This is a genomic window from Dactylosporangium sp. NPDC000521 (genome assembly GCF_042898305.1).
Classification (GTDB): Bacteria; Actinomycetota; Actinomycetes; order Mycobacteriales; family Micromonosporaceae; genus Dactylosporangium.
The window spans coordinates 1-15,264 of record NZ_JBIAYW010000024.1 but is presented as its reverse complement, the minus strand read 5'-3'; the positions used below and the strand labels follow the sequence as shown (position 1 = coordinate 15,264).

Annotated in this window: 14 protein-coding genes, 1 tRNA gene and 1 other RNA gene; 9 read left to right on the top strand and 7 right to left on the bottom strand. The window is 70.3% G+C overall.

The window, feature by feature from the left end:
• Positions 1-255 precede the first annotated feature (255 nt).
• A complete protein-coding gene (locus ACFY3L_RS45255; RefSeq protein ID WP_389339456.1) occupies positions 256-1,317 on the bottom strand; it encodes an aspartate-semialdehyde dehydrogenase in 1,062 nt (353 codons plus the stop codon).
• An 11-nt stretch (positions 1,318-1,328) separates the two neighbouring features.
• Entirely contained in the window at positions 1,329-2,594 is a 1,266-nt protein-coding gene (locus ACFY3L_RS45250) for an aspartate kinase (RefSeq protein WP_389339454.1), read from the bottom strand.
• Positions 2,595-2,714: 120 nt separating this feature from the next.
• On the opposite strand from ACFY3L_RS45250, the gene ACFY3L_RS45245 reads away from it, so the two are divergent.
• From ACFY3L_RS45245 to ACFY3L_RS45230, 4 genes are all read left to right on the top strand, one after another.
• Positions 2,715-3,518, top strand: a complete 804-nt coding sequence (locus ACFY3L_RS45245; RefSeq protein WP_389339452.1) for a hypothetical protein — start codon at positions 2,715-2,717, stop codon at positions 3,516-3,518.
• Positions 3,519-3,676: 158 nt separating this feature from the next.
• A complete protein-coding gene (gene leuA, locus ACFY3L_RS45240) occupies positions 3,677-5,383 on the top strand; it encodes a 2-isopropylmalate synthase (RefSeq protein WP_389339450.1) in 1,707 nt (568 codons plus the stop codon).
• A 321-nt stretch (positions 5,384-5,704) separates the two neighbouring features.
• Complete coding sequence (locus ACFY3L_RS45235; RefSeq protein WP_389339688.1) at positions 5,705-6,355, top strand: HNH endonuclease family protein; 651 nt, start codon at positions 5,705-5,707, stop codon at positions 6,353-6,355.
• A gap of 483 nt (positions 6,356-6,838) precedes the next feature.
• On the top strand, positions 6,839-7,093 hold the full coding sequence (locus ACFY3L_RS45230) for a hypothetical protein (protein ID WP_389339448.1): 255 nt from the start codon (positions 6,839-6,841) through the stop codon (positions 7,091-7,093).
• A 6-nt stretch (positions 7,094-7,099) separates the two neighbouring features.
• Here ACFY3L_RS45230 and recR read toward each other — a convergent pair whose 3' ends face one another.
• From recR to ffs, 4 genes are all read right to left on the bottom strand, one after another.
• Positions 7,100-7,693, bottom strand: a complete 594-nt coding sequence (recR, locus tag ACFY3L_RS45225) for a recombination mediator RecR (RefSeq protein ID WP_389339446.1) — start codon at positions 7,691-7,693, stop codon at positions 7,100-7,102.
• 9 nt (positions 7,694-7,702) lie between these two features.
• Positions 7,703-8,023 (bottom strand): YbaB/EbfC family nucleoid-associated protein, encoded by a 321-nt coding sequence (locus ACFY3L_RS45220; RefSeq protein ID WP_389339686.1) that lies wholly within the window; start codon positions 8,021-8,023, stop codon positions 7,703-7,705.
• A 206-nt stretch (positions 8,024-8,229) separates the two neighbouring features.
• The gene (locus tag ACFY3L_RS45215) at positions 8,230-11,403 is read right to left on the bottom strand and encodes a DNA polymerase III subunit gamma and tau (RefSeq protein ID WP_389339444.1); all 3,174 of its coding nucleotides are present in this window, start codon (positions 11,401-11,403) and stop codon (positions 8,230-8,232) included.
• Positions 11,404-11,500: 97 nt separating this feature from the next.
• Positions 11,501-11,594, bottom strand: an RNA gene (gene ffs, locus ACFY3L_RS45210) — signal recognition particle sRNA small type.
• A 55-nt stretch (positions 11,595-11,649) separates the two neighbouring features.
• Here ffs and ACFY3L_RS45205 point away from each other — a divergent pair.
• From ACFY3L_RS45205 to ACFY3L_RS45185, 5 genes are all read left to right on the top strand, one after another.
• Positions 11,650-11,734 (top strand) — tRNA-Ser (locus ACFY3L_RS45205).
• Between the two features lie 445 nt (positions 11,735-12,179).
• A complete protein-coding gene (locus ACFY3L_RS45200; protein WP_389339442.1) occupies positions 12,180-12,449 on the top strand; it encodes a helix-turn-helix domain-containing protein in 270 nt (89 codons plus the stop codon).
• Between the two features lie 130 nt (positions 12,450-12,579).
• Complete coding sequence (locus ACFY3L_RS45195) at positions 12,580-12,738, top strand: hypothetical protein (protein ID WP_389339440.1); 159 nt, start codon at positions 12,580-12,582, stop codon at positions 12,736-12,738.
• An 842-nt stretch (positions 12,739-13,580) separates the two neighbouring features.
• Positions 13,581-14,501 carry a helix-turn-helix domain-containing protein gene (locus tag ACFY3L_RS45190; RefSeq protein ID WP_389339438.1) on the top strand — a complete coding sequence of 307 codons (921 nt, stop codon included), beginning with the start codon at positions 13,581-13,583 and terminating at the stop codon, positions 14,499-14,501.
• Between the two features lie 51 nt (positions 14,502-14,552).
• Positions 14,553-14,756, top strand: coding sequence for a DUF397 domain-containing protein (locus ACFY3L_RS45185; RefSeq protein ID WP_389339436.1), 204 nt, complete (start codon positions 14,553-14,555; stop codon positions 14,754-14,756).
• Between the two features lie 65 nt (positions 14,757-14,821).
• Here the strand turns inward: ACFY3L_RS45185 and ACFY3L_RS45180 are convergent, their stop codons facing one another.
• Entirely contained in the window at positions 14,822-15,016 is a 195-nt protein-coding gene (locus tag ACFY3L_RS45180; protein WP_389339433.1) for a DUF397 domain-containing protein, read from the bottom strand.
• Positions 15,017-15,264: the final 248 nt, after the last annotated feature.

Here is a 15,264-nt window from a genome sequence, read left to right as displayed (position 1 = left end):
CAGCCGAAGCAGATCGGACCAGACGAACCAGCGGACCAGAGCGGACCAGGGCGCCTGACCGCCCGAACCACACGGGGTCGTGAGGAGTACCCCCGCTCAGCCATCGCGGAGGGCGACCACCGGATGCGGCGCGCATGCGCCGCTTCCCCTGCCTCGCGCCTCAGCGCGGGTAGTGCGCCGCGGAGCGGCGCATTGGGGTGCGGGTGAGAATCCCCGCCGGGCCCCGCCGCGACAGCGGTGGGGGGAGTTACAGCACTACAGCGTCTGGAGCTCGTTGGAAAGGAGCTCGGCGATCTGGGCCGTGTTGAGGGCGGCGCCCTTGCGGAGGTTGTCGCCGGTGACGAACAGGTCCAGGGCGCGCGGGTCGTCGATCGAGCGGCGGATGCGGCCGACCCAGGACGGGTCGGTGCCCACGGCGTCGATCGGCATGGGGAACTCGCCGGCGGCGGGGTCGTCGACGAGGATCACGCCGGGGGCGTGGCGGAGGACCTCGCGGGCGCCCTCGGCGTCGACCTCGACGCCGAAGACGGCGTGGACGGCGACGGAGTGGCCGGTGACGACGGGGACGCGGACGCAGGTGGCGGAGACCTTGAGGTCGGGCAGGCCGAGGATCTTGCGGGACTCGTTGCGCATCTTGAGCTCTTCGGACGACCAGCCGGCGTCGCGGAGGGAGCCGGTCCAGGGGACGACGTTGAGCGCGAGCGGGGCCGGGAAGGGGCCCAGGTCGTCGCCGACGGCCTGGCGGACGTTGCCGGAGCGGGAGCCGAGGCTAGGGTCGCCGCTGACGCGTTCGAGCTGGCTGAGCAGGGTGTCGACACCGTCTTTGCCGGCGCCGGAGACCGCCTGGTAGGACGCCAGCACCAGCTCCTTGAGCCCGTACTCGCGGTGCAGGGGGGCGAGCGCCACGATCATCGCGAGGGTGGTGCAGTTGGCGTTCGCGATGATGCCCTTGGGGCGGTTGCGGGACTGTTCGGGGTTGATCTCCGGTACGACCAGCGGAACGTCGGGATCCATGCGAAACGCGCCGGAGTTGTCGACCGCGATCGCGCCGTAGGAGACCGCGACGGGGGCCCATTCGGCGGAGACCTCGTCGGGGACGTCGAACATCGCCACGTCGACGCCGGCGAAGACCTCGCCGGACAGCTCCTGGACGACGACCTCCTCGCCCCGCACGACCAGGGTGCGGCCGGCGGAGCGTTTGGAGGCGACGAGGCGGATCTCCCCCCACACGTTCTTGCGGGAGGAGAGCAGCTCACACATGACGGTGCCGACGGCGCCGGTCGCACCGACGACGGCCAGCGTTGGTAGGGCGCCCATAAAGAGCGAACCTACCGTCCGGTCCCCGCATAAACCACGGCTTCCTCGGAGCCGCCCAGCTCGAAGGCGTCGTGAATGGCACGGACGGCCACATCGAGGTCGGTGTCGCGGCAGACGACGGACACCCGGATCTCCGAGGTGGAGATCATCTCGATGTTGACGCCGGCCTCGGCGAGCGCGGCGAAGAGCTTGGCGGCGACGCCCGGGTTGGAGCGCATGCCGGCGCCGATGAGCGAGACCTTGCCGATGTGGTCGTCGAACAGGATGTCGCGGAAGTCGACGGTGGCCTTGGCGCGCTCGAGGGCGGCCTTGGCGGTGGCGCCGTCGGTCTTCGGCAGCGTGAAGGAGATGTCGGTGCGGCCCGTGCCCTCGGTCGACACGTTCTGCACGATCATGTCGATGTTGGTCTCCGCGGCGGCGACCGTCTGGAAGATCCGCGCGGCGACACCGGGCTGGTCGGGCACGCCGACGATGGTGATCTTCGCTTCGCTGCGGTCGTGTGCGACGCCGGTGATGAGCGCTTGCTCCACGGAAAGGTCCTCCATCGATCCGGTGACCATGGTGCCGTTGGCGGTTGAGTACGAGGAACGCACGTGGATCGGCAGGTTGAACCGCCGGGCGTACTCGACGCTGCGCAGGTGCAGCACCTTCGCGCCGCAGGCGGCCAGCTCGAGCATCTCCTCGTACGTGATCTGCTTGATGTGTCTTGCGTTCTTCGCCACCCGCGGGTCGGCGGTGAAGATCCCGTCGACGTCGGTGTAGATCTCACACACGTCGGAGCGCAGCGCCGCGGCGAGCGCGACCGCGGTGGTGTCCGAGCCGCCCCGGCCGAGCGTGGTGATGTCCTTGGTGTCCTGCGACACACCCTGGAACCCGGCGACGATGGCGATCGCGCCCTCGTCGAGCGCGCCGCGGAGGCGACCCGGCGTCACGTCGATGATGCGGGCCCGGCCGTGCGTCGACGTGGTGATCACGCCGGCCTGGCTGCCGGTGTACGACCTTGCCTCGTACCCGAGGTTGTTGATGGCCATCGCGAGCAGCGCCATGGAGATGCGCTCACCGGCGGTGAGCAACATGTCCAGCTCCCGCCCGGCCGGGACCGGGCTGACCTGCGACGCGAGGTCGAGCAGCTCGTCGGTCGTGTCGCCCATGGCCGAGACGACCACGACGACCTCGTTGCCGGCTTTCCGCGTGTCGACGATCCGCTCGGCGACGCGCTTGATGCGCTCGGCGTTGGCGACGGACGACCCGCCATACTTCTGCACGATCAGCGCCACGCCGTCGAGCTCCTTTCCACCCGTACGGGCGATGTTGACGCAGCCGAGCGTACCGGCGACGGGTATCCCCCGGGAGTGGCGTTCCCACGATCCGGCCGCACGACAGGGGAGAATACGCACGTGCGCGCACGTAGGGGCCGGGTATCCGCGATCACTGTGACCACCGGCACGGCGCTCGCCGCGGTCACCGGGCTGCTGCTGGCCGCCTGCAGCGGGGGTTCGCCGGTCGACGCGGCGTCGGACCCGGCGACCGGGGTGCCCGCGCAGCCGGACCCCCGCGGCATGCTCGCCGCCCGGGTCGCGGTCGCCAAGGACCAGCGGTACGTCGCCGCGTACACCCTCGTCGTGCAGGGCAAGGCGCCCCGGTCGGTGCTGGTCACGGTCGCCAAGGACCGCACCTGGCGGGTCGACGTCCAGGGCGGCGCCCTCGGCGGGACGGCGGACGTCGCGATCGCCAACCGGCCCGAGGGCGTCTACCAGTGCGCGATCAACCCCGCGACCGGCTGCGTCAGGGTCGGCGCCACCAACAAGAAGCTGCCCGCCTCGATCGACCCGAGGCTGCAGTACGTCTTCATCGCCTGGCTGGACGTGCTCCTGGACCGGCAGGTCCCGCTCGCGGTGGCGCCGGCCGAGCCGCTGGCGGGCACGTCGGCGCCGTGCTTCGCGGTCGAGCCGGGCGTCACCGCCGTACAGCCGCCGATCGACGCCGGGGTGTTCTGCTACAACGACCGGGGCATCCTCGCGGCCGCCAGGATCCCGCTCGGCCAGCTCATGCTGACCGGGGAGCCGGCGCCGGCCCCCGACACGATCACCCTGCCCGGACCGGTCGTCACCACCGCGCCGCTGGGCACGTCGGCGCCGCCTCCGCCGAAACCGTCGTCTTCGTCACCCTCGGCCGCACCGTCGATCTCACGCTCCCGTTGAGTGGTAGGCTGGCGCTCGACATGTGGCAGACGGTTCTCCTTCTTCGTCGCCGCGACGAGGCCCGACAGGCCGGCACCTCGTCGCGGGGTTGAGTCGCGTCTGCGCTCCTGCCGGTCGACCCTTTCTGGTCCCGACCACCTTTTCAGGAGCATTGAGCCATGTCCGAGATCGCCAATCAGACCGCCAGCCGGATGCCCGTCGAGCGCTACCGGCCGTTCAGTGAACAGTTCCCGGTCCCGCTGACCGATCGCCAGTGGCCGTCCCGTGAGGTCACCGTGGCGCCCCGCTGGTGCGCGGTGGACCTGCGCGACGGCAACCAGGCGCTGATCGACCCGATGTCCGTGGAGCGCAAGCGTCGCATGTTCGCGCTGCTGGTCCGCATGGGCTACAAGGAGATCGAGGTAGGTTTCCCGGCGGCGTCGCAGACCGACTACGACTTCGTGCGGACGCTGATCGAGCAGGACCTGATCCCCGAGGACGTCACGATCCAGGTCCTGACCCAGTGCCGCGACACCCTGATCGAGCGGACGTTCGAGTCGCTGCGCGGCGCGAAGCGGGCGATCGTGCACTTCTACAACTCGACCTCGACGCTGCAGCGGCGGGTCGTGTTCGGCCTGGACAAGGCCGGGATCACCGACATCGCGACGAGCGCGGCGCGGCTGTGCCAGAAGTACGCCGAGGCGATCACGCCCGACACCGAGATCTACTACGAGTACTCGCCGGAGTCGTACACGGGGACCGAGCTGGACTACGCGCTGGAGGTCTGCAGCGCCGTCATCGACGTGCTGCAGCCGACCCCCGACCGGCCGCTGATCGTCAACCTGCCGGCGACGGTGGAGATGGCGACCCCCAACGTCTACGCGGACTCCATCGAGTGGATGTCGCGCAACCTGCCGCGACGCGAGTCGGTCGTGCTGTCGCTGCACCCGCACAACGACCGCGGCACCGCCGTCGCCGCCGCCGAGCTGGGCCTGCTGGCCGGCGCCGACCGGGTCGAGGGCTGCCTCTTCGGCAACGGTGAGCGCACCGGCAACGTCGACCTGGTCACCCTGGGGCTGAACCTGTTCTCCCAGGGCATCGACCCGCAGATCGACTTTTCGAACATCGACGAGATCAAGCGGACCGTCGAGTACTGCAACCAGCTGCCCGTGCACGAGCGCCACCCGTACGCCGGCGACCTGGTCTACACGGCCTTCTCCGGCTCCCACCAGGACGCGATCAAGAAGGGCTTCGAGGCGCTGCACCGCGACGCCGCGGCCGCGGGCGTCGACGTCGACCGCTTCACGTGGGGCGTGCCCTACCTGCCGATCGACCCGAAGGACGTGGGCCGCTCCTACGAGGCGGTCATCCGGGTCAACTCGCAGTCCGGCAAGGGCGGCGTCGCCTACGTCATGAAGTCCGAGCACCACCTGGACCTGCCACGCCGCCTGCAGATCGAGTTCTCCGGCGTCGTGCAGCGGCACACCGACGACGAGGGCGGCGAGGTCAGCCCGCAGGCCATGTGGGACTTCTTCTCCGGCGAGTACTTCTCCGACAAGCGGTTCACGCTGCAGGGGTACGAGGCGGCGACGGTCGACGGCAAGGTCACCCTCACGGCTGACGTCGCGGTCGACGGCGTCGTCCGGTCGGTCACGGCCACGGGTAACGGCCCGATCGACGCGTTCGTGCACGCGCTGGGCGACTTCGGCGTCGACGTGCGGGTCCTGGACTACGCCGAGCACGCCCTCACCGCGGGTGAGAGTGCGCAGGCCGCGGCGTACGTCGAGTGCGCCGTCGACGGGCAGACCTTCTGGGGTGTCGGGATCGACGCCAACATCGTGACCGCATCGTTGCGAGCCGTGCTGAGCGCCGCGAACCGCGCCTGAGCCGCCGACGCGGCTCAGGCTGCTGTGGCTGCTCAGGTTGCTTGGTGAAAGGCCGGCCCCCGCAATGGGCCGGCCTTTCCGTCTATGTGGGTCCTGCCCAGGTCTTCGTCGTCATGCCACTGATCCTGCGGGTTCTGGTGTCCCGCGCGACAGGGACACCGGTCCCGCCTTGCGGTCCCGTCCGTTTCGTGTGGATTGTCGCCGTTCGTGTCTGGAATCGCACCGTGGCGCTGCGAGCGGGGCGTGCGCCGATGCCGCACAGTGGTGGGCGTGCGCCCCTCCAACGGCAAAGCCGTCCTCCTCACCCTCGCGCTAACAACGGTGCTCACTGGCGCCGCCAGCTGCGAGGTCTCCTCCACACCGGGTGCGGCAGCGCCCAGCTCGACGTCAACGCCCGGCAACGGTGGCACCACCGGTGCGACGAAGCCGCCGGCCGGCAACCCGGCCAACGCCACGGCCGCGCTCGAGCAGCTCACCGTCGCGGCCGCTGGGTCGATGGCCGGCTACAGCCGCGAGAAGTTCACCCACTGGATCGGCCAGGGCGACGGCTGCGACACCCGTGACGTCGTGCTCAAGCGCGACGGCAAGGGCGTCAAGGCCGACGCCGAGTGCAAGATCACAGCGGGGACCTGGTACAGCCCGTACGACGACAAGACCCTCACCGACCCGAAGGCCCTCGACATCGACCACATGGTGCCGCTGGCCGCCGGCTGGCGCTCGGGTGCCAGCAAGTGGACCGATGAGCAGCGTAAGCAGTTCGCCAACGACCTGACGCGCCCGCAGCTGTTCGCCGTCAGCCTCCAGTCGAACCGATCCAAGGGTGACCAGGACCCGTCGACGTGGAAGCCGCCGAACAAGGCCTACTGGTGCACATATGCGCAAGACTGGGTAACGGTGAAGAGCTTCTACAAACTGACCGTCACCACCGCCGAGAAGTCGGCGCTGACGGAGATGCTCGCGACCTGCAAGTAGGGTTCTCTGACCGGATTCTCGCGCGATTGAAGGGCGGCCGATATGGCAGACGTAGCACCGGTGCCGGGAGCGGTACCGGTCACTCCGCAGGCACCGGCCGCCCCTGCCGCAACCCCGCCGGCGGCTCCGGCCGCGACCCCGGCGGCTCCAGCGGCGACCCCGGCGGCGGCTCCAGCCGGCACTTCGACGTCGGCCGCGACGCCGGCTTCGGCCCCGGCATCCGGCGCTCCGGCGGCGGGCGCCGCTCCGGCGGCGGGCGCCGCTCCGGCGGACTCCGCTCCGGCGGACTCCGGTGCGCCAGCGGCATCCGGTGCACCAGCGGCGGCCGCTCCCGCCGGTGCCGCTGCGGCCGAGGCCGCTTCCGCCGGGACCGCCTCTGCCGGGACCGCCCCTGCCGAGGCCGCTTCGGCCAAGGCTGCCCCGGCCGCGCCCGCGGCTGCTCAGGCTGCGACCGGCGAAGCGGCGGCGACCGGCGAAGCGGCGGTGCCCGCGCCGCTGACGACCGACATCATGGCGGGGCCCGGCGGGGTCATGACCGACGAGGTCGGCGTGGTCACCGGCGAGCTGACCCTGCGCTCCGAGGTTGACGCCACCGGTGCCGCGCTCGTCCGCGTCCAGTACAAGGACGCCGAGGAGTGGTACGTGGTGACCGGCACCAAGACCCACCTCGCCGACCCCGCCGACCTCGCCGCCGTGCACGCCGTGGCCGTCGGCATCCTGAACCGCCCGGAAGGCTAGCCCGGGCTAGATCGCCCGCCGTCCCTCGAACGCGCGGCCGAGCGTGATCTCGTCCGCGTACTCGAGGTCGCCGCCGACCGGCAGGCCGCTGGCGAGCCGGGTCACGGTGAGACCCATCGGCTTCACCAGCAGCGCCAGGTACGTCGCGGTGGCCTCACCTTCGGTGTTGGGGTCGGTCGCCAGGATCAGCTCCTTGCAGGTGCCGTCCGCGAGCCGCATCATCAGCTCGCGGACCTTCAGGTTGTCCGGCCCCACGCCCTCGAGCGGGTTGATCGCCCCGCCGAGCACGTGATACCTGCCCCGGAACTCGCCGGTACGCTCGATCGCCACGACATCCTTCGGCTCCTCCACGACGCAGTACACCTCGTCGCTGCGGCGCGGGTCGCGGCAGATCCGGCACAGGTCAGACTCCGCGACGTTGAAGCAGCGCGTGCAGAAGCGCACGAGCTCCTTCACCCGCGTCAGCGCCTGAGCGAGCCGCTTCACGTCCGACGGGTCGGACGACAGCACGTGAAACGCGATCCGCTGCGCGCTCTTCGGACCGACGCCGGGCAGTCTGCCCAACTCGTCGATCAGGTCCTGGATGGCACCTTCGTACATCTGCGGCGATTAGAATCCGGGCAGCCCGAGGCCGCCACCCAACCCGCCGAGGCCCGCGGTCAGCGGTCCCATCTTCTGCTCCGTCAGCTCCTTCGCCGCCTGCGCGGCGTTGTGCAGCGCCGCGACCACGAGGTCCTCGAGCGTCTCCACGTCGTCCGGGTCGACCGCCTTTGGGTCGATCTTGATGCTGACGACCTCCCCGGACCCGCGCACGACCGCCGTGACGAGACCGCCGCCGGCCGTGCCGGTCAGCTCGGCCTCGGCCAGCTCGGCCTGCGCGGCGACCATCTGCTGCTGCATCTTCTGCGCCTGCTTCATCATCTGCTGCAGGTTGGGCTGTCCACCGGGGCGCACGATCTGCTCCTCTTCGATATTCGGTCAATGCTCAGCTGGTCTTACCCTGGCACGCCCGGCCGGTATACCTCGGCCGCCGCGCCTGTCCTGCCGCCCGCCACGCCGAGCACCACGCCGTCCTGCCGCCCGACGTCTACCGCCGCCCCGCGCTGTTCCTCACGAGGCGCCACCCGGCGGCGGTCTCAGCTCGTGGTCTCGCCGATCTTCTCCGCCCCGAGCGCCTCGCTGAGCAGCCGTAACGCGGCTTCCTCGCTCGACTCGCGGACGGAGGTCGCATCGTCGAGCAGCTCATCCCCTGGGTCCAGCCCAGGAAACCGCGGATCGGCGACGGGCCTGTCGTACTCCGGGTCGTACGGCGGCTCGTCCGCCCCCGCGCCCTCCCACGCCGACTCGACCACCGGTGCGGCAGCCGCCCGCCGTGGCGCGTTCGCCGCTCTGCTCGCCGCCTCGCGGGCCTGCTCGATGGCGCTCCGCGGCCGCGCGCCGTTCTGCTGGCGGGCGCCGCCTGGGGTGCGCGCGCCGTTGGCCCCTTGGCCGCCGCCCGCCCCCGACAGGCCACCACCGTTCGGCGACGCACCCGCCGGCTGCCCGGCTCCGGGCTGCCTGGTCGCCACTTGCGCCGAGCCACCCGGCGTCGAGCCACCCGCCGCCGAGCCACCCGCCGCGGAGCCCCCGGGAGTGGCCGTGGCGGGCCACTCGCTCGCCTGCCCCTGGCCACCCTGGCCCGAACCACCCGGAGTCGCGATCGCGGGCCATCCGCCGCCGCTGACGTGCATCTGGTCGCCGCCCGCCGATCCTCCGGAGAGGCCGCGCGGATCAGCCAGCGCCCCACCCGAGGGTGTCCGAACCACCCCGCCGGGCACCGCCGTCGCCGGCCAGCCGTCCGGCTGCGCCGCCCCGCCGGGCACCGCGGGCGTCGGCCAACCCGCCTGCCCATCGCTCTGAGACGCCGACGCACCACCATGGGCCGCCGCACTGCCACGGGGAGCCGGGGCACCGCCGTGGGCTGCCGCCGCGCCGCCGGCAGGTGCCTGAGCGCCCGCGTGACCGGCCGGTGCCGGATGACCGCCCTGGACCGGGTGACCGCCTCCAGGGCCCGCGTGGGGCGCCTGGACGGTGGTCGTGGCGTGGGTCCCGTGAGCGCTGGTGCCGGGCACGGCCGCCGGAGTGGGCCAGCCGTCGCCCGCCTGAGACGGACCACCGGGCGAGGCGAACGCCCCTGACGGCCCCCCTGGTGACGCCATGGACGGACCGCCCGGTGGGGCGAACGCCCCGGACGATCCCCCCGCCCGCGCGTCGACGGGGACAGGCTCACCCGCGGGGCGGGCGGGCGTCGGCCAGGCCTCGGCGGCCTGCTGCGGGACCGCCGCGCTGCCGGGACCACCGCCGGACGGGCCGCCGAATCCCGGTCCGCCGCCTGGCGCCTGGCCACCCGGAGGGGCGCCGCCGGGGCCGGACGGCGTCGGGCGGGGCGGGGTGGGACGGGTGCCGCCGCCACCGCCGCCGGGCTGGCCGCCGACCTCGCACCTGACCTGCCACCTGCCGCCGAGCAGCTCGCTCAGCGCGGCGATGAGGACGTCTGGCGAGGCGTTGAGCATGTTGGCGTGGGCGGTGTGCTTGAACCCGAGCACGAGCGTGGTGCCCTCGACGTCCTGCACCGTGGCCTCGCGGACGATCGCGGCGGCCTTCTTCGACTTCCCGCTCACCAGGGACAGCACGTCGGTCCACACCCGCCGGACCGCACCGGCGTCGAGCGCCCCGACGCCCTGCGGGGGCACGGGGGACGCCGCCGGCTCGTACGCGACCGGAGCCCCACCTCCCGACGGCTGCGGCGCCCCATACGAATGCCCCGCGGCGACCTGCTCGGAAGCGTGGGCAACCGGCTCAGCGCCCGCACCCGGGGCCGAGCCGTAACCCGCCGCCGCAGCGGCGGGACCAGCCGCCGCGGAGAACGGACCAGCCTGCGCGGCCGCCGGACCTGCCTGCGACGCCGGACCTGCCGGCACGGAAGAGGGACCTGCCGCGGGCCCGGGGGCGTGACCGCCCCCGGAGGCGGGGCCTGCCGCCGGCGCAGGGGCATGACCGGCCCCGGAGGTGGGAGCCGCCGCCGGGGCCGAGCCGTGACCCGCGCCCGAGGCGGAGCCAGACGCCGGTCCAGAGACGGGGGCAGCCGCCGGAGCGGGGACGGCGCCGCCGGCGAGCAGGCGGCGCTCCATGCGCTCCAGACGCTGCAGGAGCGCGCTGCCGGAGTCGTCGGCACCCGGGAGCAGCATGCGGGCGGTGATCAGCTCCAGCAGCAGCCGCGGGGCGGTGGTGCCGCGCATCTCGGTCAGCCCGTTGTGGACGATGTCGGCATACCGCGACAGCGTCGCCTGACCCAGCTGGGTCGCCTGGGCGCCCATCCGCTCCAGCTGGTCGTGCGGGGCGTCGAGCAGCCCCTTGGCCACGGCGTCGGGCACCTGCTGCAGGACGATGAGGTCGCGCAGCCGCTCGAGAAGGTCGGAGGCGAAGCGCCGCGGGTCGTGGCCGGCCTCGACGACCCGGTCGATGACGCCATAGGCGCCGCGGCCGTCGTCGGCGGCCAGGGAGTCGCACATCTCGTCGATGAGGGCGACGTCGGTGACGCCGAGCAGCGCGACCGCCCGCTGGTAGGTGACGCCGTCGGGGCCCGCGCCGGAGATCAGCTGGTCGAGGACCGACAGCGAGTCACGGGCGCTGCCCGCGCCGGCGCGGACCACCAGCGGGAAGACGGCGGGCTCGACCTTGACGCCCTCGGACGTGGTCAGCTGCTCCAGGTAGGGGCGGAGCACCCCCGGCGGAATCAGCCGGAAGGGGTAATGGTGGGTGCGGGACTTGATCGTCCCCAGCACCTTCTCGGGCTCCGTGGTCGCGAAGACGAACTTCACATACTCGGGCGGCTCCTCGACGAGCTTGAGCAGCGCGTTGAAGCCGGCCGACGAGACCATGTGCGCCTCGTCGATGACGTAGACCTTGAACCTGCTGGAGACCGGCGCGAAGAAGGCCCGCTCCCGCAGGTCGCGCGCGTCGTCGACACCACCGTGGCTGGCCGCGTCGATCTCGATGACGTCGATCGAGCCGGCGCCGTCGGGCGCGAGCGCGCGACACGAGTCGCACTCGCCGCACGGGTCGGGCGTCGGGCCCTTCTCACAGTTGAGCGAGCGGGCGAGGATGCGGGCACTACTGGTCTTGCCGCAGCCGCGGGGGCCGGAGAACAGGTAGGCATGGTTGAGCCGCCCCGAGCGCAGCGCCTGCGACAGCGGCTCGGTGACGTGCTCCTGCCCGATCACCTCGGCGAACGTGCGAGGCCGGTACTTGCGGTAGAGCGCGAGCGCCACCAGCGGTCCCTCCGTTCGCGTCTCTCAATCGGGCCGGCACCACGGTACCCCCAGGCACCGACAAAAAGCTGCGCCGCGACCGACCGGGGGCGGACATGAAGGCGCCACCCGTGCACCCGTCAGAGCTCACTTATCCTTGCTGCCTTCCGGCCCTGGGGAGGTTCGTAAGATGACGCCGCACGAGTGGCTTGAGGAACACAATACCCCGTAGCGCGGAGCCCGTGAGGCATGGGTATCCTGGCGCACGGAGGATTCGCCTAGAGGCCTAGGGCGCACGCTTGGAAAGCGTGTTGGGATAAAACCCTCACGAGTTCGAATCTCGTATCCTCCGCCGGCCTGACCAGGCAAAACGCCGGGACGCCCCACCAGGGCGGCCCGGCGTTTCGGTTTGCCGGGCGCTCACGGGCGTGGCGCCGCCGGCCGACGCTGCCACCGAAGCGCGACACCCGGGGTCACGACCGGCGGCGCCCGAGCCTCCCCCAGGGGAGGACTCGAGGACGCCACCCAACCCGGCGGCGTTCATGGCCACATGACCATATGGCCATTCAGACGGCACGATTGAGGCTTGCCGTCACTCCAGGCACTCGAGGATCTCGACCATGCGGTGCCGTACCGGGAAAGCGCAACCGAGGACGGGATCATCGACGATGCCGCCAGCCCTGCTGCGACTCGGCGGAGACCTCCCGCATGCCGCCACGAGCCCCCTGCCTGCAATGTCGCTGGTAGGCATACGTCCCTTGGAGGGGCTGGACATGGCATCGGGTGATACTCCCGCCGTGGCCCGCCGCGCCGTCCGCCTGGCCATCAAGGACGCGCGGACGGCGAAGGGGCTCACCCAGTCGCAGGTCGCAGAGGCCATGGAATGGTCGCTGTCCAAGGTGATGCGCATCGAAAGCGGCGAGGTCACCATTTCGCAGAATGACCTGCGCCCCCTGCTGAGCCATCTCGGAATTCGCGACAAAGCGCGGGTCGACGAGCTCGTGCAGGCCGCCAAGGCATCAAAGCAGCGACAGCAGTGGTGGGACCACAAACGCTACGCCGAATGAACACCTAGAGCAGGACGCGTCGACCCCCTCCCGGAAAGGAAGAAGTGTGGTGCAACCGTCGAACGGCATGCCCGGCCCACCGTCCCCATCGGACACTCCGCACACATCCCGGTGGATCTGGGTCGCGTTGATGATCTCGATTGCATGCATCGTCGGCGGCGTCGCCGGGCTCCTCGCCCACGCAGGCGGCAGCAACGTGCCGAACGCCATCCTGACCGGCGGAGGGGCATTCGCCGGCACGATGGCGCTGCAACTGGGGATCGGACACTTCGCCGGCCCGAGACAGTGACCCGTGCAGAAGCGATGCCCGTGCCCGCCGGCGGCGACCAGCAAAGATTTCCGCAATGGGCGCGCAACCAGCCATATGGCCGAGTGCAACCTAGCGCATCGTGACACCACATGGGACGATGAGTATGGCCAGCCGGCCAGGGGGCGAGAAAACACAACAGCACCCGGCGGCCACCGAGTGCTGTTTGTGATCGCTTCCACCTCTACGACTACGCGGAGGGTCAGCGGTGATACCCACAGCAATCCTTGCGCATCCGTCACCCCTCCGCAAGACCGAGAGGGGAAAGGAGATGCGCACCTTCTACCGGAGTCCGGACATCCTGGTCACAAGCGACCATTTTTCCGTCCTCCGCCCGAGCCCCGTCCAGTTCCGGATCAGGAACCTCAAAGATGCCTACATCGTCCGGCACGGGCCGCCCTCACTGCGCCCTCAGCTGGAGATCCGCGCGGCTTACGGGGCAGACGACGTCCGGCTCTTCATGACCACCGACTCACGGACCTTCGGACAGGTCCGTCGCGCACTCATCCGCGCCCTTGAGCAGAGCAAAGCAGCACGCAGTTAGGCCCCAAATGACCGCGCGCGAGCCGAACGGCCTCGCGCGCGGCATCTTGGGTTCATCAAGATGATGCAGAAGTGCAACTTGCAATATCGCTACCTGGTGGATGGCTTGTCGTTAGCATCCCCGGGGCGGCGAGCGGAGCGACCCACCCGCGAGCGACCTCCCCGGAGGTCGGTGCGAGGTATAGCCTGTATTTTGGCATTCACCACATCCGCCCAACCGTCTGCGCGTAGCGTCACGAAGTGGCTCCCTACTTGCAATGTCGCTGGTAGGCATACGTCCCTTGGAGGGGCTGGACATGGCATCGGGTGATACTCCCGCCGTGGCCCGCCGCGCCGTCCGCCTGGCCATCAAGGACGCGCGGACGGCGAAGGGGCTCACCCAGTCGCAGGTCGCAGAGGCCATGGAATGGTCGCTGTCCAAGGTGATGCGCATCGAAAGCGGCGAGGTCACCATTTCGCAGAATGACCTGCGCCCCCTGCTGAGCCATCTCGGAATTCGCGACAAAGCGCGGGTCGACGAGCTCGTGCAGGCCGCCAAGGCATCAAAGCAGCGACAGCAGTGGTGGGACCACAAGCGCTATGCCGGAATGCTGACGCCGGCGATGAAGCAGTGGTTCAGCTATGAGGCTGAAGCCAGCTCCATGCGGCTGTTCTACTCCGCGTACTTTCCGGGGTTCCTGCAGACCCAGGAATTCGCGCGTGTTCTACTTGAGTTCTTCGTCGACGACCTCACACAAGACGAGATCGCGGCGCGCATCGAGACGCGGACACAGCGTCGCCAGGTCCTTGAGCAGCGAAGAGGTCGACCCGACGTCCATCTGCTGCTCGACGAGTCAGTGCTCCGCCGCACCCTCGGCCTTCCGGAAGTGCTGGGTCGACAATTGTCCGCCGTGCTCGACGTCATCAACGAGGGCTGGCTGACGGTCCGCGTCGCACCATTCACCGTCTTCAACATCGCTATCGGAAACTGGGATCTCTTCTATCTCGGCTCCGAGGATCTCGACCATGCGGTGCTCTATCGTGAGAACGCCACCCGGGACGAAATCATCGACGACGCCGTCAGCCTGCAGCGACATCTTGTCCAGTGGGACAAGATCTGGCATGCGTCGTATGACGAGACCCACAGCAAGGAAATGATCGAGAGTCGCGCCCACGAACTTCTCGCCATTCATAATTCCCCAGGACGCGAGCCTGCGGGATAGGGCACCTCAAGCCTGAGGTGTCGACTCCTTTTCCGAGAGGAAAGAAGTATAGTGCAGCCTACTGTGGCGCCACTTGTGTGGCGCAGAAGCCAGGCGTGTGCCAGCTCGGCATGCGTCGAGGTCGCAGAACACTCGAGCTCATTCTTCGTCCGCGATTCGAAGAATGCAGAGGGCTCGGTGCTGACCTTTGGTCGGGCGGAGTGGGGCGCGTTCATCACCGGCATCAAGACCGGCGCGCTCACGACGTCCGTTTGACATAACGAATGGTGAGGTTGAGTGCGACGAACGTCCAACACGCCGCAGCGCCCAACCTCACCGGCTCATTCGATTCGCCCCTCACGCACCGCCCCGATGAACGACGCCCAATCTTCGGCGCCGAATCCCAGGCGAGGGCCTTCAGGATTCTTCGAATCGCGGACCAGAAAGCGGTCCTCGGCCCGCGCCACCTCGACGCAGGCGGCACTTGCGCAGGACCGGCTCTTCCGCCAGGTCAACCCGTTCGCACCATCGGCCACAGGGTCCTCCTCCCTTTGGACCTGGCATCCAGGATACGGACGGCCACGGACGGCGCCACCGAGATTTCGTCGATTTGCATGAGTTTGGCATGTGTGAATGCCTCATTCATGTGCAAACCGGGGCCAAAAGGCAGCGATCGTGGCGCCCCCGCTTTTTTAAAAACACGCGGCCCCATTCCAACAGCCCCCAAAAGGGCGGGGGGGGCCCCCCGCAACCCCCCGCGAAGCCGCCCCCACAGCCCCCCGCC